21 protein-coding genes are annotated in these 19,477 nt (G+C 45.5%); 17 read left to right on the top strand and 4 right to left on the bottom strand.

Annotation, left to right across the window (positions count from 1 at the left end):
* The first annotated feature begins 1 nt into the window (after position 1).
* Genes sps_RS27325 through sps_RS27270 form a run of 12 tightly spaced genes read left to right on the top strand, consistent with a single transcriptional unit; the run spans position 2 to position 8,370 of the window.
* Entirely contained in the window at positions 2-937 is a 936-nt protein-coding gene (locus tag sps_RS27325; RefSeq protein WP_169915958.1) for a T3SS regulon anti-activator ExsD domain-containing protein, read from the top strand.
* The gene (locus sps_RS27320; RefSeq protein WP_169915956.1) at positions 934-1,374 is read left to right on the top strand and encodes a CesT family type III secretion system chaperone; all 441 of its coding nucleotides are present in this window, start codon (positions 934-936) and stop codon (positions 1,372-1,374) included. Before sps_RS27325 ends, sps_RS27320 begins: the two co-directional genes overlap by 4 nt.
* Complete coding sequence (gene sctC, locus sps_RS27315) at positions 1,374-3,218, top strand: type III secretion system outer membrane ring subunit SctC (RefSeq protein WP_077755388.1); 1,845 nt, start codon at positions 1,374-1,376, stop codon at positions 3,216-3,218. The genes sps_RS27320 and sctC overlap by 1 nt, the downstream gene beginning before the upstream one ends.
* Before the next feature lie 9 nt (positions 3,219-3,227).
* Positions 3,228-4,556, top strand: a complete 1,329-nt coding sequence (gene sctD / locus sps_RS27310; protein WP_077755387.1) for a type III secretion system inner membrane ring subunit SctD — start codon at positions 3,228-3,230, stop codon at positions 4,554-4,556.
* A complete protein-coding gene (locus sps_RS27305; RefSeq protein ID WP_077755386.1) occupies positions 4,501-4,725 on the top strand; it encodes an EscE/YscE/SsaE family type III secretion system needle protein co-chaperone in 225 nt (74 codons plus the stop codon). Before sctD ends, sps_RS27305 begins: the two co-directional genes overlap by 56 nt.
* An 11-nt stretch (positions 4,726-4,736) precedes the next feature.
* Positions 4,737-5,012, top strand: a complete 276-nt coding sequence (gene sctF, locus sps_RS27300) for a type III secretion system needle filament subunit SctF (RefSeq protein ID WP_077755385.1) — start codon at positions 4,737-4,739, stop codon at positions 5,010-5,012.
* Positions 5,013-5,022: 10 nt separating this feature from the next.
* Entirely contained in the window at positions 5,023-5,370 is a 348-nt protein-coding gene (locus tag sps_RS27295; RefSeq protein WP_077755384.1) for a YscG family type III secretion protein, read from the top strand.
* Positions 5,370-5,981 carry a YopR/YscH family type III secretion effector gene (locus sps_RS27290; protein WP_077755383.1) on the top strand — a complete coding sequence of 204 codons (612 nt, stop codon included), beginning with the start codon at positions 5,370-5,372 and terminating at the stop codon, positions 5,979-5,981. Before sps_RS27295 ends, sps_RS27290 begins: the two co-directional genes overlap by 1 nt.
* Before the next feature lie 10 nt (positions 5,982-5,991).
* On the top strand, positions 5,992-6,336 hold the full coding sequence (gene sctI / locus sps_RS27285) for a type III secretion system inner rod subunit SctI (protein WP_077755382.1): 345 nt from the start codon (positions 5,992-5,994) through the stop codon (positions 6,334-6,336).
* 2 nt (positions 6,337-6,338) lie between these two features.
* Entirely contained in the window at positions 6,339-7,085 is a 747-nt protein-coding gene (gene sctJ, locus sps_RS27280; RefSeq protein WP_077755381.1) for a type III secretion system inner membrane ring lipoprotein SctJ, read from the top strand.
* Positions 7,086-7,093: 8 nt separating this feature from the next.
* The gene (locus sps_RS27275; RefSeq protein WP_237158155.1) at positions 7,094-7,762 is read left to right on the top strand and encodes a SctK family type III secretion system sorting platform protein; all 669 of its coding nucleotides are present in this window, start codon (positions 7,094-7,096) and stop codon (positions 7,760-7,762) included.
* Positions 7,741-8,370: an HrpE/YscL family type III secretion apparatus protein gene (locus tag sps_RS27270; RefSeq protein WP_077755379.1), complete on the top strand. Its 630-nt coding sequence runs from the start codon at positions 7,741-7,743 to the stop codon at positions 8,368-8,370. The genes sps_RS27275 and sps_RS27270 overlap by 22 nt, the downstream gene beginning before the upstream one ends.
* An 18-nt stretch (positions 8,371-8,388) precedes the next feature.
* Here sps_RS27270 and sps_RS27265 read toward each other — a convergent pair whose 3' ends face one another.
* The gene (locus sps_RS27265) at positions 8,389-8,940 is read right to left on the bottom strand and encodes a lysophospholipid acyltransferase family protein (protein WP_077755378.1); all 552 of its coding nucleotides are present in this window, start codon (positions 8,938-8,940) and stop codon (positions 8,389-8,391) included.
* A 121-nt stretch (positions 8,941-9,061) separates the two neighbouring features.
* Between sps_RS27265 and sps_RS27260 the strand changes: the two genes are divergently transcribed.
* Positions 9,062-9,484, top strand: coding sequence for a YybH family protein (locus tag sps_RS27260; RefSeq protein ID WP_077755377.1), 423 nt, complete (start codon positions 9,062-9,064; stop codon positions 9,482-9,484).
* Positions 9,485-9,563: 79 nt separating this feature from the next.
* Here sps_RS27260 and sps_RS27255 read toward each other — a convergent pair whose 3' ends face one another.
* From sps_RS27255 to sps_RS27245, 3 genes are all read right to left on the bottom strand, one after another.
* The gene (locus tag sps_RS27255; protein ID WP_077755376.1) at positions 9,564-9,983 is read right to left on the bottom strand and encodes a cystatin domain-containing protein; all 420 of its coding nucleotides are present in this window, start codon (positions 9,981-9,983) and stop codon (positions 9,564-9,566) included.
* A gap of 96 nt (positions 9,984-10,079) precedes the next feature.
* Positions 10,080-10,838: an NRDE family protein gene (locus sps_RS27250; protein ID WP_077755375.1), complete on the bottom strand. Its 759-nt coding sequence runs from the start codon at positions 10,836-10,838 to the stop codon at positions 10,080-10,082.
* 349 nt (positions 10,839-11,187) lie between these two features.
* Positions 11,188-12,735, bottom strand: coding sequence for a metal transporter (locus sps_RS27245; protein WP_077755374.1), 1,548 nt, complete (start codon positions 12,733-12,735; stop codon positions 11,188-11,190).
* Between the two features lie 293 nt (positions 12,736-13,028).
* Between sps_RS27245 and sps_RS27240 the strand changes: the two genes are divergently transcribed.
* From sps_RS27240 to sps_RS27225, 4 genes are all read left to right on the top strand, one after another.
* The gene (locus sps_RS27240; protein ID WP_077755373.1) at positions 13,029-13,634 is read left to right on the top strand and encodes a YhgN family NAAT transporter; all 606 of its coding nucleotides are present in this window, start codon (positions 13,029-13,031) and stop codon (positions 13,632-13,634) included.
* 142 nt (positions 13,635-13,776) lie between these two features.
* Positions 13,777-15,930, top strand: coding sequence for an MGH1-like glycoside hydrolase domain-containing protein (locus tag sps_RS27235; RefSeq protein ID WP_077755372.1), 2,154 nt, complete (start codon positions 13,777-13,779; stop codon positions 15,928-15,930).
* A 260-nt stretch (positions 15,931-16,190) separates the two neighbouring features.
* The gene (locus tag sps_RS27230; RefSeq protein ID WP_149027372.1) at positions 16,191-16,517 is read left to right on the top strand and encodes a hypothetical protein; all 327 of its coding nucleotides are present in this window, start codon (positions 16,191-16,193) and stop codon (positions 16,515-16,517) included.
* Positions 16,514-19,429, top strand: a complete 2,916-nt coding sequence (locus tag sps_RS27225) for an immune inhibitor A domain-containing protein (protein ID WP_077755370.1) — start codon at positions 16,514-16,516, stop codon at positions 19,427-19,429. The genes sps_RS27230 and sps_RS27225 overlap by 4 nt, the downstream gene beginning before the upstream one ends.
* Positions 19,430-19,477 lie beyond the last annotated feature (48 nt).

Here is a 19,477-nt window from a genome sequence, read left to right as displayed (position 1 = left end):
GATGAATAAGTCAAAATTTAAAGGACGAAAAATTAGCTTAGTGACGGGTGATACATCCGGCTCTAGGACTAATTTGTCTTTGGCCTCATCAGTTGTCAATGTAAGCCACAAAAATCTGGTCGAGATTGGGGTGGTGAGTGAGCAGCAGCTACTCTTGCTAAAACGCGTCATAGAGAGGCGTATTCTCGATTGTATCTTGGCTAGTGACTACATAAACGCCTGTGTCGTCTTTGGTATCTCTCTTACTAAGAGTGATTTAAAAATATTCCTGAAAATCAGTGCCGATATTTTTAGACACAGCCAAAAATATCAGATGCACGAGCTCTTATCCGAGGTTAACGCAGGTTTGACGCCCAAGTTTAATCTGGGGCATATCGAGATGCTAGCCAAGCTGGTACATCAATCTTTCGAGTCTTGGTTATTGAAGAAAAATGATAATCATGATGAAGGCTTGCTTGGTGAGTATCAGGCCTTAGTGATCTTAAAATCTCAATTAGAGACTAAAGTGAAGTTTTGGCGTGGCTTAGTGGTTAATGATGTTAATAAAGCCTATTTAGAAGCTCATGTAAGCGAAGCCTGTAACGGGCTAGAGCAGTGTGAGTTGAAATTGTCACGACTCGAGCCTTCCGTCCAAGCACTGAAAGTCTATAGAAAGCAGGTTGTGGATACTTTGCTTTTTAATCTTAATGAGCTGATTTTACATGGAGTTAGTTCGCAATCGTTCTCCTCTTGTTTAGCCAGTATCTCCTCGGATTTACCAGAGTTAACTGGTGTGTTGAATATGATAAATGATCTGGCTTTAGGTCATGAAACTGATCACACCAGCTTAGGTCATTGGTTGATAAACGCCAATTCGATGCCATCCAATACCCTTTTCGAAGTGGAAAGAGCCAAGAGTTATCTGATAAGTCCCCTATGGAAGCAAGTAAGCCAATGAAGCTAGAAGAAACATTAAGCGCTCTACTGGCTTCCTTGAGTGAAGACTTGAATCAAGCAAGCTTCGTTGCTAATTCTGATGGGCGATATAACCTCAGCTTCGATGATGTTGCAGTGGAATTTTATCTAAGTCATGGTTGGCTGATTATTGAGAGCGATCTTAATTGTGATCTGTCCCAAGGTTTGAATTATCAACAGGAAAGTGCACTGGAAAAGATCATGCAGCAGGCGCTGGTGAATGTGAGAGCCCATACATCTGTGTTGGCAATAAATGAAATGAACCGTTTGACCCTGATCCAGCGCGTCGAGGCTGAAGTCTTACCTAGTACTTTTATCACTATGGTGAATCATCAGGTGGATATTGCCGAGAGATATCAAGAGCTAATGCAGCAGCATACTTTATCAAGTTCGGATCAAAACCGTGTGTGGTTACCTTAATGAAATGGATTAACCCAGGCAGTTACTCAAGAGCCTTGTGGGGCATAAGCTTAAGCTTGCTGTCCATGGCGGCTTTGGCACAGCCATTGGACTGGGTGGATCGTGATTTTAAATATTACGCTAATAATGATTCATTACGGGATGTCATCACTAACTTTGCGACTAATTATGGCGTCTCAGCTGCGGTAAGCGGACAAGTCTCTGAGCAGATAAGTGGTCGATTTTCACCGGATGATCCCGAAGCATTCTTGAATTATTTAGCCAGTCTATACAACCTGACCTGGTATTACGATGGTGCTGTTTTATATGTTTATAAGGCGGTGGAAACTCAGTCTAAGTTGATTCAGTTGAATCAAGTACCGGTTGAGGATCTACAGGAGACCTTAGAGTCTACCGGGATTTGGGAAGAAAGGTTTGGCTGGAGAGCGATAACCGGAAAAGGCAGTGTTTACCTTGCAGGTCCCCCCAGATATGTGCAGCTGGTGACCCAAGTTGCCGAAGTATTAGAGCTCCACGAGAGTCAGCAAGTGGCTAAGAATGATGATTTCTATATCGAGATCATCCCGCTTAAATATGCCTCTGCTACCGATAGGAGTATCAGTTATCGCGAACAAGAGATCATAGTGCCCGGTGTTGCCACCATATTAGAAAATATCCTATCGGGCGTCGATGCCAATATAGTGAGTCAATCTGAGGGAGAAGCCGATTCAGACGCGGAAACTCAGGGGAAGAGTCGTTTTCGTAACGGGGCTAAAGTGCAGGCCGAGCCTGGGCTTAATTCGATTATCGTTCGTGACTCCCGCTCCAGATTGCCGCTTTATCGTCGGTTGATCCAACAGTTGGATAAGCCTCAACGTCAAATTGAAATAGGTTTGTCGATCATAGATATCAGTGTCAACGAACTCGAACAACTAGGGGTCGATTGGACCGTAGGTATCGAGGCTGGTGATAACCAAATTATCGATATCAATACCACAGGCGATACTACAGGTGATATTACCCTGGGCAATGGCCTGGATTTTAGCTCAGTATTGGATAAAACCAATCTTAACTACCTGCTCGCTCAAGTTAACCTGCTACAGCAAGAAGGTAGCGGCCAGATAGTGTCCCGACCGACTCTGCTGACACAAGAAAATGTACAAGCGGTATTGAGTACAAGCGAGACCTTCTACATTCAATTGATCGGTGAGAAGTCGCAGTCTCTTGAGAAGGTAACATCTGGAATGGTATTCAAGGTGATCCCCAGAATAGTGGGCGACAGGAATACAGCCAGACCAGATATTAACTTGAGTCTGCAGATTGAAGACGGTTCTCAAATTCCCGATGGTGCAATCAATGGGGTGCCCTCAACTCGTAAAACAGAGATGAGTACCTTAGCTACGGTAAAGCAAGGGCAGAGCTTACTCATTGGTGGGGTATATCGTGATGAGATCACCCAGAGATTACGTAAAGTTCCCTGGTTGGGCGATATACCTTGGGTGGGTCAACTGTTTCGTTCGCAAGCGAACACTAAGAGACGAACGGTACGCTTATTCATCGTAGAGCCCAGAATCATTACCCAAGGCCTAGGTAATAATATCGTGGTGGGTAATAACCAAGATTTGCGCGGCCAGATGGTTGGGATCGAAGACATTTCAAATCTGAACCAAAGTTTCCGGTCTGCTTTGAGCTTTTATCGCTGTCAAACAACAGAGGAGGCAGTTCAACAGCAGCAGGGACTGCTCGGTGATGAAATAAGTTCCCGCCGTCAGGACTGCAGACTGCCCACGGGTGAGATGGGAGCGAGAATAGTGCCCGGTGAGTGTGATGAATCAGATCTTAGCTGTTTTTTTCCGACTGAATAGGTGAACCAAATGACCCAATGGAAAATTAAACTGCTATCGGGAAGCCACGCTCAGGTTGAATTACCTCTCAGTGCCGGTGAATTCATTATAGGTAGTGATGAGTTGAACGCCGATATCGTGTTATCGGACAGAGATATTGATGCCAAACATGTGACTCTATCCGTTGGGGAGGTGATCACCTTAGTCGAGCTTCCTCAGGACTGTCAGATCTTCATTAATGATGAGCAGAAACAAGCTCATTCAAGTTTGGTCTTAGCCCGGGGAGATTCGGTCAGGCTCGGCGCCCTATGTTTTATAGTTGGTTGGCAGGAAGATGAATTGGGGCAAGCCTCGATTCCTCAAGCCGGTGAGATTAAGCATAAGGTGGTTAATCAATCGGTAAATTCATGGCGGAAGTCCTTATTGGTAGGCCTGTTACTGAGCCTGATCCCCTGTACGTTTTTAGTGATCAAAATGCAGGACTCAAATACTGATAAGAATGCACTCGTAACAGAGGCCGAACCTATTGTCTTGGTTCGTAATGCATTGGAAAACTTGCAACTCGATGATGTGCGAGTCGAATGGAATGGCTTAGCCAATCAAGTGGAGCTAGAAGGCTATGTTGAAACTAATATTCAAAGAATTCAGCTTCTTAATGAGATCGAATCTTTGGGGGTTAATTATAAGAGTAACCTGAGGGCGATGGACACCATACGTCGTGGGGTGAAGTTCATTCTGGGGAATCTAGGTTATCAGCAGGTACAGGTCAAAAATGGCGATTCGGCAGGTACGATTCTGTTGACCGGCTATATAGATGATGCCAGCCGGTGGAGCCAGGTAGAGAAGATAATCGAGAGTGATATACCGGGTTTGCTGGCATGGAAAGTTGAACTACAAAGAGCCGGTGCTTACCTGGATGAGCTTAAAGAGATGCTGAAAGGCGTCAACCTGTTAGCCAAGTTACAGCTGGTTAAAGCCGCAGATAGAATTGAGGCTAGAGGTGAGCTTAACGAAGTGGAAAGTACCGCCTTCTATCAGGTGGCCAGAGATTTTAGAGAGAAATTTGGCGATAAGCCTTATCTGGTACTCAAGTCGATCCCTAAGGTAAGCAAAGGGGCAAATATCGATTTTATCGTACGGGCTGCAAATTTTGGGATTGTGCCATATGTGGTACTAGCCGATAACAATCGCTATACCCAAGGCACACGTACACCAGCGGGCTATCTTATTATGAGGATCTCTGAATTTGGCATCGATATCGCCAAAGGAGATCAACAAATTACCATTAATTTTGGAGGCATAAATGACAGCGTCGCCAGTCAGTATGACGACATTGGAAGCGCGCTTGCGCGCCAATGATGCGGATAAAGAGATACAGGGTATTCGACAAGATCTTCAGGATTCATCTAACTGGACTAAGCGTCAGATGAACGCTGGTTGTCGACCCGAAGAATATACACAACTAACTAAAGATTTAGCGGCGCTAGATGCCGCTAACCAAGTGTTAGACCAAATCCAATCTAAATAAAGGGGAATTTTATGGCTGGTGTAGGCGGAACAGGACCGACAGGCACAGGAGGTCCAGCTGAACTGGATCTGAACACGGTAGTGAGCAGCATAGATGTGGCCTTAGCCTCGGCGAATGCAAATGTTAAGGCTAAAATTGGCGGTGTTTCGGGTGAGGGAGCCGATGACCCGGCTAAACTGGCCGAGTTACAACATGCGATCAACAGTTGGTCTGTGATGTACAACATACGCTCGACAGTCGTTAAGTCGATTAAAGATGTGATGATGAGCATTATGCAAAAAGTGTAGAAGGTTTCCTATGAAGATTGAAACTAAGAAACTACTGGCTGAGTTAGCCATGATAGCAATCGGTCAGCATCAATACTCACAGGCGGAAAGTATAGCCGCATCTCTGTCTTCGGATAGTCAGTTTACTGAGATCGTTGCTAGCATACGTTCATTGAGCTTGATGAATCGTGGTCAATATCAGGCTGCACTCGATCTGCTCGAGCCTTTGGCTTTAGAGCATCAGGACCTGATCTGTTTTACCGTTCTGTGTGCCGATGAGTTGGGTTTAGCAACTAAGCTGGATTTTTGGTTGGCAAAGGCGGCTCAGTCTAGCTCCCAGAGTCTCCAGGCATTTGCAACTAGCTATCAGGCACCTTAGTGATTGAACTTAATACGGATCTGAGTCAAGTACAGCATACTGCGGATGTTAGTACTCGAGCCGTAAACAGAGATGATCAATTTAGGCTGGAGCAAGCCTTGTCTGAGCCTGCCAAGGTGCAGGTAAAAAAAACAGCCAAGGCGGCCGATGTGAAAGGCGGCGCTAATCCTGAAATTGATGCCTTTTATAAGGAAATTTCCGCACTGGATAATCCATCTGGAACGCAGATTTCAGGGGCGTTACACCAGGCATTCGGTGATGATAAAGCCATGGCCGATAAGGCGCTCTGGTCTGCGTTAAATCGAGCTAAATCCGGCAGTCAGACAGGGTTGAGTGAGCGTCTACAGGAGTTGGTTAGTGTCGACTTTATTAGTCGGTTACAGGCATCGCCTCCGACTTCCAGTGAAGAACTGAAGGCCGAGTTGAAGTCTGAGTTTCGTCTCAGCGCCCGACGTGAGACGGCGCTTTGGGAAGCTTGGGCTCAGTTAAAAGGCGATCCAGAAAATGCGGCTCTGGTCGATCTTATTCGGGGGGAATTAGGCCATCTGATTCAGTTTAATAGCATGTTACGCAATATGATGACTAACACGGTACGCCCAGACATATTTTAGGAGGCTATTTATGATTGACGCTAATTTTACTCAGGTGTTAAATACCAGCATCGAGCAGTTACAAGATTCACAAATTGCCGAACATGGCGCAGTTGCCGAGTTTGAGCAGGCGATGCAATCAAATGTCGATAATGGCTTGGGCGAATCTGTGTTAGATCAGATCGTCGATATGAAGAAGCAGTTATCCGGAGCCACGGAAAGTTTACAAACAGCCATGAGCTCAGGGATCGACGATCCTGCGGCCTTGATGGAAATTCAGTGGGCCTTGACCCGGATCACCATGCAAGAAGAGTTAATCGCCAAGACGGCGGGTAAGACGAGTCAAAATATCGAAACCTTGATGAAAGCGCAGTAAAGATGATAAACAGAATGTTCAAAATTGTGCTGCTTAGCTGCATGATCATGCTAACGGCTTGTCAAACCGAGCTCTATAATGGCTTATCCCAGAAAGAGGGTAATGAGATGTTAGCCATCTTATTAATCGCTGGAATAAGTACGCAGAAGTTACCCGATAGCGATGGTAAGGTGAAGTTAATGGTTGAGGAGTCGCAACTATCATTAGCACTCGCGACCTTGAAGAGCCAGGGCTATCCCAAAGACCAATTTGTCAGTCTGGAGGATATATTTCCTGATGAGGGGCTGATCTCTTCTCCTTTGGAGGAGCGAGCTCGTCTAATGTTTGCTAAGTCTCAGGAGATCTCTTCGACTCTATCTCAAATCGATGGCGTGATCACGGCTAGGGTTCATATCGTTAATCCCGAAGAAGAGAGAAGGCGGGGACGAAGCAGGGAAGTGAACTCTTCGGCTTCGGTATTCATTAAGCATGCCCCGGATATAGAGATTGAGTCTTTGGTGCCTCAAATTAAGTTGTTAGTGAACAATAGTATCGAGGGGCTAAATTATGATCGTATCAGTGTTGTCTTAGTCCCCGCGCTCCAGAGTCGCTTGGTATCCAGTCAACAAAAAATGGTTAATATCCTCTCAATCAAGATGACTGCATCGTCAGAAAACCGCTTCATGGGTTTTATCGTTTTCTTCTTTTTGATGTTAATTGGGACCAACCTGGCGACATATTTCTGGAGTCAAAAGGAGAGCGGCCGCTAGTGCTTGTGATGCAAGGGGATGGGCCGGCCAATCTGGATTATGAAGCGTGTCTGCACAGATACCAGTTTCGGCCCTTAAGTTATATCGATGAGAGCTGGCTTGAGCATATTCCACACGCTGGACATATATCGCGATTACCGGACTGGCGGAATAATTCAAGGTTAAATCAATGGTTCTTGGGAGCCGCCGGGTTAAAGCCTCTACTTGTTGCCGAGTTCTCTCATCCCGTGCGCTTCATCGCCTTGTTGCCCACTGAGGAGTTGAGACTACTACTGCATTATATTGGGATCAGCCTTCACCGCCAAGCGTGCAAACAAGTTGTTTTGAAGTTACCCCGGCAGCAGCTGCTGGAGAGTATGAGTACATCTGGTTATCAGTTTTGTATGAACCAGACTCAGTTTCTTCTATCAAATTGGCCAGATGAGTGGGATAAGGCCTTACCTGAGTCTATACCTGTCAACTACTTCGAAGCCAGTGGTATCACCTTCGTCACCTCTTTATTGGATTCAAGTCAGCTTGATTTGATTAAAGGGTTGAAGCTTAAGCTTCCCTATGAACTGAATCCATTTTTTACGTCGGCTGGTGATGTAAAAATTGCAGATAGGGTGCTGGCATATCAACTAATTAAGAAAATATCTAAGCGAGTTATTCCACTATGCTGTCATTTGTTAAAGTAGATACCGATAACCTTAATTTAGTACCGGGTCAGAAAATTCTTAAGTCAGCAGACTATATGCATTTTCTGGAGTCGGAGCATCTTATCCAAGCTGCGCAAGCTAAGGCTGCACAGATAATTAAAGATGCCGAGTCCGTATATGAGCAAGAGAAATTACGTGGCTATGAAGATGGCCAGCAGCAGGCTAAGCAAGAGTGCGCAGAGGTGATAGTCGATACTGTTGCTCAGTGTAATCGATTTTATATTTCATCGGAGAAGACTCTTACCCAGGCTGTGTTGTCTTGTGTAGGGACAATTCTGCAAGGCTTCGATGATGTGGAGGTGACACTCACTGTTGTGAGAGAGGCATTGCAATTGGTGAGTAATCAGAAACAGGTGATATTGCATGTCAATCCTGAGCAGGTTGTTCAAGTCAAAGAGAGGGTGAGTGAAGTCTTATCGGCATTTCCTGAGGTGGGCTATGTGGAGGTGGTTGCCGATGCTCGTCTGAAGAATGGCGGCTGTATATTGGAAACCGAGGTCGGCATTATAGATGCGAGCATAGATGTGCAGCTACAAGTGCTGGAGAAGCAGATTTACAAACAATTCAAGCAGAGAGAATCAGATTAAGCTCTCTGCCCGTTTAAATTAGCGAGTGAAATCCGGTATCACTTTAGGGTGACGCCCCTTGATGGATCGGTAGAAGCCGATTATTTTATCCATGTCCTGTTGCATATCATCTGTGGTCGGTACCCCCTCAGGGATCATCACAGTCTTAGTGCCGAAGTCTAATCCCACGGTAACTATAGGCACGCCAGCCTTACTGGCAATATGATAAAACCCCGTTTTCCATCGTTTTACCGGGCTGCGAGTCCCTTCCGGTGCCAATGCCAGTGAGAAGTTAGGGTTTGATTGGTAGAGTTGGACCACGCCATCGACTAAGTTATTGGATTTACTTCTGTCTACCGGGGTTCCGCCGACAGCTTTGAAGAACCAGCCCCATGGCGGAATAAAAAGCTGATTTTTTCCGAGAAAATTAACCTTAGCACCTAAGGCTCCGCGGGCTAATAGGCCGACGATAAAGTCCCAATTACTGGTGTGGGGGCCAAGGATAGCTACATATTGGTGGTCTGTAGGCAATGAACCAGAAATTTTCCAGCCAAAGAATTTTAAGATGAATTTACAAAAATACTGAAACATAACTAAAGGCAAATAATCCTTTTAATCTATCGAAGTACTCAACATATTAGTCATAGACTTTATGACTTCACTCATTGAGTTAATATATACTATAGCCTATCTCGTATTTATGGAGAAAACCATGTTTAAAAAAGGACTTACGGTTCTATTAATGCTACTGGCATTTAGCGCCTCAGCCGTGCCAAGCGATGATATTGCGCATATATTATCTGAGCAGGAAGCTGCGTGGAACCGGGGGGATCTCGATGGCTACATGCAAGGTTATTGGAATAACGAGAAGATGCGTTTTGTTTCCGGCAAGAAGTTTCGTTATGGCTGGGTTGAAACATTAGCGGCTTATAAGAAGAACTATCCTGATAAGGCGACTTTAGGCCACTTGAAGTTCACTATCAAGGACACCAAGATGCTTAGCAACTATGCGGCAATCGTGGTGGGGCGCTGGGAATTAACTCGAGCCAAAGATAAGCCCAATGGCGTGTTTACATTACTGGTTGAGAAGATAGATGATCGTTGGGTTATTACCCATGACCACACCTCAGATTAGCATTTAGCTCGGAATGGAAAAAGAGTGGCTGCTAAGACTGAAGCCGCGACTCAAGCTTTAAAATAAAACCTAATGCCAGTTATTTCTTATGGCAAATGTCGGGTAAGCGCCCCTGAACTGCAGGCTTCGTCATAGAATAGTAGCCTTCCAGACTACGAAATACCTGAGTGTGCCAGATTTCACCATTATCAAATTCAAACTCGATAGCATAGTTCACCCCCGCAACGACTTGGGTCTGCACCCTCAATACTTGTTTAAGCTTAGCTGTGGTGTTCATCTGCATCAATACTGAGTTTAATGCTTTCTCGGCATCTGGTGAAACCTCTGACTCTGTCCAGCTTCCGGGCATACTGACTTTATGCTCACAAGTTACATGAGCAGAGGAGTTTTCTGCTTTAGTTATACTTTCTATTCCAGTTCCAGCTTCATTACTAGTTTGAGTTGAGCAGCCTGTTAGTACCAGCGCACTCAGTCCAATGATGGCTAATCCTTTTTTCATCTTGCTTCCCTTTTTAAATCAAAAATTAGGCTTTTACTATCTCAAATATTTTGAATTCACTTTGGGATAAGAGTCTCAATTACTGTATTGGTGCTGTTAGCCAGAAATATGGAATTCCTGCCGTCCTAGATTGCGACCCTTGCCGTCATATCTCACCTCTACAAAGCGACTATTCCCTGCGTTATCCTGCAACATAATGCTGGTTGAGCGGGTGCCGTATTCCTCATGCTTAATATAGATAGAAGAGAGTAGCCTTTCCCACTCTAGCCCAATACCTGTTTGTGGCAGCTCAGTGTCTTCGGCGCGGGTTTCATCTTTCATTATTGTGAGTAGAGTGTCTATATCGGGTTCCTCACAACTTGAAATAGACGCTTGTAGTGCTTGTGTGCCACGAGACATCTTGGGCCAGATATCGTCTAAAGCTCCATTGCTAATGGAGTGGAACCCCGAATCTAGTCGAGTGAGAGAGTTGGCTATGCTGTTAAAGCAGTAGAGCTTGCTTACGTCTCCATAGATCAGGTTAAAAGGATTGTAGTGACTGCCATGTTCTTTGAGCCAGTCAGGTGTTATCTGGCTGTGGGCTTCGAGAGATTTAAGCACTAGTTCACCGCGGCTTCTCATCTCACTCTGCTGCCTTAGGGGATCTCTTAAGTTAGTTAATGCAGCGAACCCGCCTCGTCTATTGATGCCAAGCCATGTTCCCCCCGCCTCGAGATCTTTACCTGCTAAGATTTCATTATTTGGCTGCCAAAAATGTGCCTGCTCTGTGGGTCTGTGATGAAACTCATCGCGGTTCGCACACACAATCAAGGGATACTTAGGATGCTTGTTCAGCGCTATAAACAAAATGCACATAGATGGTCTAAATCGAAGAGAGATATTTTGAATTTATACCTGATTTGAATCGAATGCTATTTATTTGCAGCTTTTGACAAAGGAAAAGTAAAGAAAGTGACGAGTTTCGAGCTGCGAGGACAAACTAAGTTAAGGGTTGAGGTGTTAGTGGTAAGTCTTAAGCTGTAAGTAAGATCGAAAGCTAGTGGTTTGAGTTTCTGCTGTTATTCAGAAGTCTTAGAGTTGGATTCCGGCTAAAAGCATCGCCGGGATGACAAGCTCGCAGCTCGCTAGGCTTTTTATTGAGAGGCCTTGGCTCGAGCTGCTTTGACTTAAAGCTTACAACTTATCGCTTATTACTCATGTAACTTTAATGCTTATGGCCGCCGTGATCATGACTATGAGTTTTAGACTTTAGCAACATGATACGGGCCATAAATTTTCTCGGGCCTAAACGTAGCAGGCTAGCGGCAAATAAGCAGGCTAAAACGATCAGAGATAACATGCTCAGTGACTCAGGCATTGTCATCATCATGCTCCATTTAGGCTGTATCAGTGCCGTTATGGCTAAGATGGCGATGATGAGTCCAATGACTGCTGATCTTTGTGTCCAGCTCATTAGTTTAAGCTGAGCCAAGTTGAAGATTGGTGCTGCCACCAGAGCTAGCATAACGGCAGGCATACTCCAGCCACTGTATGCCAAAGATAGCGCTAACACCGCTCCGCCTAAGTTACAGAATCGCATTGGCAAGAAAAGCACCATAAGCACAGCCACTTGAATAATCGGGTTCTCTAATGGTACCGAAGGATGGCCAATCAGATTAGCCAGAACTAAGCTAAGTAAAATCCAAGGTGCGCTCCTGTCTACTATGTGGGCGAAGCCAAAACGCAGTGGAGACTCTGGGATAGAAAGATGAGGATCTGTCGGTTCTACTCGGATAAAAGTCAGCAAGGCTCCGATAGCCAATAAGCTAATTAACTGGAATAGTGCCACCAAGGGGCCAAGTAGGAAGGCCGTGATGATCAAGGCCTCTGGCCCTGCGAGTCGTTGTAACCAACGTTTGCCCAGATGGCTACTCTGAGGCGACAAACCTAGCTTAAATCTGATTCCGGCGACCGCATAACTGAGCAAGAGCACAGGTCCAATAGTCATCATCCAGTCGACGAGTTGCTCCGTGCTATGACCATGGTGATGGTGCTCGTGTCCACCCGAGTCCATCATCAAGAGTAGGAATAGTAATCCTATGCCGATTAAGCTACCAATACCGGCATGATACTCATATTTTTCCTGGTTATCGTTACTGGTTTCATCCTGTGAATGATGGCCATGGGGTTGGTGTAATACGACATGCAGTATAGAACCTGTCACGAAGGCTTGTAGATATACGGTATTATCCAGACTGAGTTGAGTCAGCATCTGTTCACCGGCAAAATATCCGACGCCAGTTAGCACCATCATGGCGGCTAATACTGCCATGGCCCAACGACTGCCTATTTGGGGCTTTACTAGCCACCAGATAGCAAGACCCACGGGCAGACGATGTAATATGATGCCTAGTGCGAGTAAAATAGAGACGTCATCTTGCTGGGCAAGCACCATGGCACCGCCGTCAGTGATGGTGTGCAGCAGTAATCCACCTATGCCTAAAGTGAGGGTGAGGTTATGAGTAACCTCTGAATAACGATGAAACAGCTTTTCGCTGGCGGTGGGTCCCCACATGCCTATTATGACGAAGATGATTGCCAGGAAGCCGCCATGTTCCAATAGCTCAGGTAAAATATGTAGCAGCACAAGTCCGCCTAGGGAAACGAATATAAATCCGTCCAGGCCTTTCTGTAGTCCGTGTTCTGCCGAAAAGAATCGATAGAAGATAGGACCTAATAGTAGTGCGATACAGCTGGCTAATAGATAGAGCATGATTTGTTTAGCTGAGACCTGAGAAAATGACAGGACAGTATACCAGTTTCTGGAAAATAAGCAGGTAAGCGAGAACTATTTACATCGAGTCTGTCAATAAAGCTGATATTGAGCTGTTTTACGGGTTTTATTCGTGTTGAAGTTAACAATGTTTGCATCAGGCTTAGCAACAGCTGATTGATCATTTGATGGCTTGTGCTCTTTCCTGTGTAATTTATCTATCTGATTGTTTCCAAATAGTTATAGAATATATAGACAGACCCTTGCGCTCAAAAGACAGGCCTTAAGTTTCTATGGATACTTTCTCTGCTGCTGTAATGTTGTTCCTTATCATGGATCCCCTAGGGAATCTGCCTATTTTCGCGTCCATATTACGTCATATCGATCCGAAGAAAAGGCGTAGAGTCTTGATACGTGAGCTGCTATTTGCACTTGGTATCATGCTGCTGTTTCTTTTTGCCGGTGAAGCTATTCTTAACTTTCTTAACCTGAGATCTGAGTCGGTCAGCATCGCTGGTGGCATTATTTTGTTCTTAATCGCTATCAGGATGATTTTCCCACAACCTGGAGGTGTGGTCGGTCTGGCGGCGGGTGAGGAGCCTTTTATCGTGCCGATGGCGATCCCTCTGATGGCCGGGCCTTCGGTGCTCGCGGCACTTATTTTGTTGGCACATACAGACAGTTCGAGAATGTTAGATTGGACTATTGCTTTACTGGCTGCATGGGGCGTGAGTGCGGTTATTTTACTCTTCTATAAAGTGTTCACTAAGGTGTTAGGCGAGAAAGGCCTGACAGCGGTCGAGCGCTTGATGGGGATGGTGTTGGTGATGATATCGGTGCAGATGTTCCTCGATGGCATAGCCAGCTATATGGCCCATATGGGGCAAGCTGCTCAGTAGAGCGCGATTCTAGGTCCTAGGGTCAAGATCCTGGGGCCTTCTTCTAAACAGCTGACTTTTGTTTACCTTTTGTTGCGACCCTTGCATCAAAACCTAGTTGATCACATACTCAGTATATTGTATTCAATAGTCTGTGATTTTCATGCTTTCTTGTCTTCTCTTATGTGTATCTAATCTGTCGGCCATCGATTCGGTCGAATATCGTGATCTTTTACCCTATCAAGGCACGCCCATTTCTATGGAGGAGCGGGATGAGAGGGGGAATCTAAAGATCGCCTCAACCTATGTAGATAAAGGTGCCTGGCATGGTTTCCACCTGCCCGACACTCCGGATTATTACGGCAGTTTCACCGGCCCACTATTTATTGCCCAAGAGTACAGTTTGCACTTGAGTGATAGCATACAGAAGCTGACTCTTCAGGAGCCGTCTACAGGGAAGACGCTGGATTTTAGCGAGGCGAAGCAGAGCCGTATCTATAGTAAGCCCGATGGCTTGTATCAAGAGTTCGATTGGCCTGAAATCTCTGTGTTATTGTCTCTTAACTATAGTGATAACCGCACCTCTGTGGTGACGACTAAGCTAGTGAATCACTCAAAAAAAGATCAGCAATGGCAATTAACCTGGTCAGGTACCCCGTTTCAATCTCATCCCAAATTAGACAAGTATAAATTAGTTAAGCGGGTCGATACCTGGAGCAACGGCGTGGCTTGGCAGCTTAACCCCATCATGGATACCTGGAATATACAGCTAGCCGATGCCAGTTTTGAACTTTGGTTTAGCCCCAAGACTGAAATCACTGTATCCGAGAACAATGGCTATATGGCTAAAACTCAGGTGTTACTTTTAAAGGCGGGCCAGAATCTAGAGGTTTTGAGTGCGCAGCGTTACTTTCACACTCAGCAGGAAAAGTTGGCTCATGGGGATATCAATTGGACTAAGCAGAAGCAATTACTGGCAGAAAACCGACTCTTATGGCTGCAGAGGATAAGTAAGGGCGTAGATAAAGGTATACCTGAGTTTCGTAAGTTAGCCGCTAAGAGCATGGTGACCTTACTGCATAACTGGCGCAGTCCGGCAGGGGCAATCAAACATGACGCGGTCACGCCTTCGATCACTTACAAATGGTTTAATGGCGTCTGGGCTTGGGATAGCTGGAAGCAGGCGGTCGCCCTGTCTCATTTTGACCCTGAATTGGCCAAGTCTAATGTCCTTTCTATGTTTGATTATCAGTTTACTGTCCAAGATAAGGTTCGACCCCAAGATGAGGGGAATTTGCCTGATGCCATTTTTTATAACCGAGATACAGAAAGAGGCGGAGAAGGTGGCAACTGGAACGAACGTAACGGTAAACCACCGCTCGCTGCTTGGGCCGTGTGGGAAATTTACCAGCAGAGCCAAGACCTGAGTTTCGTGAAGCTGATGTACCCTAAGCTGGTGGCCTATCATGCATGGTGGTATCGCAACCGAGATCATAATGCTAATGGTTTAGCTGAGTATGGCGCCAACCTACATCCGGCTCACCTGAAAAATGGTCAGCTAAACCGCGAGGCTATTATCGAGGCGGCTGCTTGGGAGTCGGGTATGGATAACGCCCCCAGGTTTGATGACGATGGTAGCGTGCAAGTATTGGAGAACAGAAATAATCAGGGGGAGGTGATCGGCTACTCATTATCTCAGGAATCAGTCGATCTCAATGCTTATCTCTATGCCGAGAAAGTGATTTTGGCCAAGATGGCGAAATTGCAGAGTTTAGATAAACAATTCAGTGAATGGACAACCGAGGCCGATAAGCTTAAAAATCAGATCCAGACGCAGATGTTCGATGAGAAGACAGGCTTCTTCTACGATATTCGTTTCGACGGTAAAGAGAGTAAGTTGCTTATCGATGCAGGTAAGGGAGTCGAAGGTTGGTTGCCTCTATGGGCCGGTGCGGCAACAGCGGAACAAGCAAAAATTATGGTGGAAGGTCAGCTTAGTGATCAGCAATTTTCGACTAAAATCCCATTCCCTACCGTGAGTGCCGATAGCCCCAATTTTTCTGCCACTAAGTATTGGCGTGGACCCGTTTGGCTGGATCAAGCCCTGTTTGGCCTATTGGGACTCGAGAAGTATGGCTATCAAATTGAGGCTGAAACTTTGGCGAAGCGCTTGGTAGAGGAAGGTGAGGGTATACTTTCTCAGGCTCCAATCAGGGAAAATTATGACCCTCTGACTGGAGATGGCTTGCATTGCACTAATTTTAGTTGGTCGGCGTCAGTCTTGTTGTTGATTTATCAGGAGTGGTTGAATAAATAGTCCATTATGGTGACTTCTTATTACAATTGAATGCGTGTAAGTCATTGTTTAAGCTGTGATGCTTGATAATTTCATTGTTTTCTGTGGTTTACGCCAGAACCTTGTAATTTAACAAGGTAAATATTGGACTTTCACTGTAACTCAGACGAAAGTGCTGTTAATGTTTTGTTCTGTTTATGTTGTTTTGGTTACCTATGAGAAGACTTCTCTCCTTAATCCGTTTTATATCACTTATGCCCATTTTTCTGGGCATTTTATCTTTGGCTTTTTTGACGTCATGCTCTTCAATTCCTCAGGAGGCTGACAATACTCGAGGGCTGCAAAGTATTGAATCGAGCAATACGATAAGCCCCGATGCCCATTCTGTAGAACTGGCCAATGACAAGAAACAGATAATTTCCTGTGGTTCCATGCCACCTATCCGGGATAGGTCTAAACTTAAATCGAATTTGATTAAGAGTGGTGTCATTACACCCGAGATGAGCCTGGAAGAGGCCGATGAGAAAGTCGCCGAATTTATCCGCAATAAACAGCAAGCTTTTAAGGATTGTAACAAATTTAAGCCTGAAGGAATTAAGCCATTATGAAGAGAATAAATAATATAAGCAGGCGTTCATTAATCAGTTTGTCATTATCCCTGATATTGAGTGTTACGGCCTCAACAAGTCTATTGGCGAAAGAAACTGATGCTAAGCTTGAGTCTTCGCCTGCTTTGTCCTCAGGCCAATTTGCTTCGACTTCATGGGCAGATGCTGGAGTGATCAACAGAGAGCAGATTCAATATTGGCTAATAAAACGGGGAGAGCTTGCTGCCGATGCCAGCGAAGCTGATAAGCGTGCCGCCGTCGATAAATTTACTCTTAGAGCCACCAGTTTCCAGAGTAAGGGACGCTTGATTGAGGCCCAGTTTGAGAAGGCCAGGCTCAAGTCTCTGGCTCAGAGTAAAGAATTTAAGCGCAATTCGATGGCAAAGATGGTCGGTACCTTAGCCGATGCCGACATCACCAAGACAGTAAAGGTCTTAGGGATTCTTATCGATTTCCCGGATCTGCCATTCGATAATAATCGCTTGTCAGCTAGTGATACGCCTATGTTTTATGCTAATTATCCAGTGTCTCACTACAATGATCTGATGTTCTCTACCACTGGTTTTACTGGCCCTCAAGGTCAAAATCTGCTGACTGGCTATCAATACTATCAAGCCGAATCTGGTGAGCGTTTCAACTTTACTGGTGATATTAAAGGTTGGTTTACCGCGGCCAACAATGCTGCCTTCTATGGTGGTAACGATCCCGATAATAACAATGATGATAAGGCGGTGGACGTTCTGGTTAAGGAAGCCGTGACTCTGGCAGTGGTAGGCATGTCACCTTCTGAACTGGCCAGCTATGATGTTGAAGATCCATTCGATGCCGATGGTGATGGCAACTTCAATGAATCAGATGGTTTTATCGATCATGTTATGTTGTTTCATTCCAGCATAGGTGAAGAAGCTGGAGGAGGCGTATTAGGAAATAATGGTGCGGACGCGATTTGGTCTCATAGTTCCTCTGTTTCTACTGGAGCTAGTCCAGGATATTTGATTCCTGGTACGGGTAAGAAGGTCTTCGGTTACACAATACAGCCGATCGATGCCGCAGCTGGCGTAGTTGTACACGAATTTGGCCATGATCTTGGTCTACCCGATGAATACGATACCAGTAACACTGGTGATGGATCTCCGGTTGGTTCTTGGTCTGTGATGTCCGCAGGCAGCTGGACAGGTACTATCGCAGGAACTGAGCCAACAGGTTTTAGTCCCTATGCCCGTTCTTATCTGCAGGATAGATATAAAGGGCGGTGGATTAATGAGCAGGAAATCTTACTAAGTAGCATAGGAGCATCGGGTCTTGATGTTGTCATAAATGAGGCGATAAATCACTCATTGGTGAATCAAGTATCTATTCCACTACCGTCGGCGACTATTCCTTTTAAGCAGCCCTATGGCGGTGTTTATCAGTACTACTCCGGCCAAGGGCATTTGATTAACAATGCCTTATCATTCGAAATTGACTTGCCAATCTCGACGCCATTAACGTTGACCATGAAAGCCCATTGGAATATTGAAATAAACTATGACTATGCTCAGGTGATGGTAGATGGAGTCGCAATATCGGGTAATCACACTAAGGCGAGCAATACCGTTAATATGGCCCGGGATATTATTACGGGGGATTCAGGCATTATTTTTGGTGCAGAAGGCCCCAATAACTGGGTAGATCTTGAATATGACATTAGTGCCTATGCTGGTCGAACTAACGCCCAGTTTAGTATTGTCTATAAGACAGACGAAAATGCTGGTAATTACGGGTTTGTCATAGATGACCTGCAGATTAAAAGTGGTGCATCTGAAATTTACAGTGATGATGGGGAAACGCCAAATACTATGATGCTAAATGGCTTCTCGCGTATTGATGGTGAACGTCCTGGGGCGGCTCGCCGCTATATTGTTCAACTTCGAAGCCATAACGGTGTCGATGCCGGACTTGATAGTCACTCTTATGAGCCAGGCGTGCTTATGTGGTTGGAGAACTTTAGTTACTCCGATAATAACTCTAATGCTCACCCCGGTGCAGGCTTGATTGGCGTTATAGACGCAGATCAGAACCTTATAGGTACAAAAGATTCTGACACCCAGGTTAGAGATGCGACTTTCAGCATGTTTAATCAATCCAGCTATGCCGGGGATAATCATCTGTCGTCCATCTCTATGTTTGATGATAGTCAAGACTACAGTGCACCGACTCAGCCTCAGTCTGGCATTATCTTGCCTGAACTTGGCTTGACCATGGAAGTGGTGGCACAGAGTGGTGATTCGTCCACGGCGACAGTTAGATTTAATTATGGTGGCGCTACGACTCCACCTCCAGCATCAGACTTAGCATCGAGCTTCATTACAAGCCAGGAAGTAGCTGGTACAGTCGTGTTTAGTGCAACTGTGACTGGTGGTGACGGAAATTACTCTTACTTGTGGGGCTTTGGTGTAACTGGAGCCACCAGTGCCGAGGAAATGCCAACCTATAATTATGAAACCTCAGGCAGCTACACAGTTAGCCTAACTGTGACCGATGGATTAGGCTCGAGTGTCGTGAGCAGCCAGACTATTACTGTTGATTTACCTGTGCCTCCTGAAGCCAGTTTCACCTTTTCGAGCAGTGATCTTAGTGTGACGTTTACCGATACAACTACAGGTGGTGAAGGCGCTATAACCTACCTGTGGAACTTTGGCGATGGCCAGACGAGTACAGCGCAATCTCCCAGCCACACCTATGCTTCAGCTGGGTCTTATACTGTGATGATGACAGTAACAGATAGCCTAGGTGTGGTGAGTAGTCAGAGTACGCCTGTCAATGTGACAGCTACGGTCGTAACACCTTCCGGAGACTCAGGCGGTGGTAGCCTAGGTTGGCTAAGCTTAGGTTTACTGGCTCTGATGGGATTGAGAAGAAGGCGTTATTAAGTTGATGCTACATAGATTGGCATTAGATGACTAAACTAAAAAACGCCC

The organism is Shewanella psychrophila (genome assembly GCF_002005305.1).
Taxonomy (GTDB): Bacteria; Pseudomonadota; Gammaproteobacteria; order Enterobacterales; family Shewanellaceae; genus Shewanella; species Shewanella psychrophila.
This window is presented reverse-complemented; position numbering and strand designations above follow the sequence as displayed.

Bases quoted from the DNA above. Each gene is read 5' to 3' on its own strand.
- sps_RS27260 (WP_077755377.1), top strand. From the start codon at position 9,062: ATGTTTAAAAAAGGACTTACGGTTCTATTAATGCTACTGGCATTTAGC.
- sps_RS27320 (WP_169915956.1), top strand. From the start codon at position 934: ATGAAGCTAGAAGAAACATTAAGCGCTCTACTGGCTTCCTTGAGTGAA.
- sctF (WP_077755385.1), top strand. From the start codon at position 4,737: ATGGCTGGTGTAGGCGGAACAGGACCGACAGGCACAGGAGGTCCAGCT.
- sctJ (WP_077755381.1), top strand. From the start codon at position 6,339: ATGATAAACAGAATGTTCAAAATTGTGCTGCTTAGCTGCATGATCATG.
- sps_RS27250 (WP_077755375.1), bottom strand. From the start codon at position 10,838: ATGTGCATTTTGTTTATAGCGCTGAACAAGCATCCTAAGTATCCCTTG.
- sps_RS27245 (WP_077755374.1), bottom strand. From the start codon at position 12,735: ATGCTCTATCTATTAGCCAGCTGTATCGCACTACTATTAGGTCCTATC.
- sps_RS27325 (WP_169915958.1), top strand. From the start codon at position 2: ATGAATAAGTCAAAATTTAAAGGACGAAAAATTAGCTTAGTGACGGGT.
- sps_RS27295 (WP_077755384.1), top strand. From the start codon at position 5,023: ATGAAGATTGAAACTAAGAAACTACTGGCTGAGTTAGCCATGATAGCA.
- sps_RS27235 (WP_077755372.1), top strand. From the start codon at position 13,777: ATGCTTTCTTGTCTTCTCTTATGTGTATCTAATCTGTCGGCCATCGAT.
- sctC (WP_077755388.1), top strand. From the start codon at position 1,374: ATGAAATGGATTAACCCAGGCAGTTACTCAAGAGCCTTGTGGGGCATA.
- sps_RS27270 (WP_077755379.1), top strand. From the start codon at position 7,741: ATGCTGTCATTTGTTAAAGTAGATACCGATAACCTTAATTTAGTACCG.
- sctI (WP_077755382.1), top strand. From the start codon at position 5,992: ATGATTGACGCTAATTTTACTCAGGTGTTAAATACCAGCATCGAGCAG.
- sps_RS27305 (WP_077755386.1), top strand. From the start codon at position 4,501: ATGACAGCGTCGCCAGTCAGTATGACGACATTGGAAGCGCGCTTGCGC.
- sctD (WP_077755387.1), top strand. From the start codon at position 3,228: ATGACCCAATGGAAAATTAAACTGCTATCGGGAAGCCACGCTCAGGTT.
- sps_RS27255 (WP_077755376.1), bottom strand. From the start codon at position 9,983: ATGAAAAAAGGATTAGCCATCATTGGACTGAGTGCGCTGGTACTAACA.
- sps_RS27225 (WP_077755370.1), top strand. From the start codon at position 16,514: ATGAAGAGAATAAATAATATAAGCAGGCGTTCATTAATCAGTTTGTCA.
- sps_RS27275 (WP_237158155.1), top strand. From the start codon at position 7,094: ATGCAAGGGGATGGGCCGGCCAATCTGGATTATGAAGCGTGTCTGCAC.
- sps_RS27240 (WP_077755373.1), top strand. From the start codon at position 13,029: ATGGATACTTTCTCTGCTGCTGTAATGTTGTTCCTTATCATGGATCCC.
- sps_RS27265 (WP_077755378.1), bottom strand. From the start codon at position 8,940: ATGTTTCAGTATTTTTGTAAATTCATCTTAAAATTCTTTGGCTGGAAA.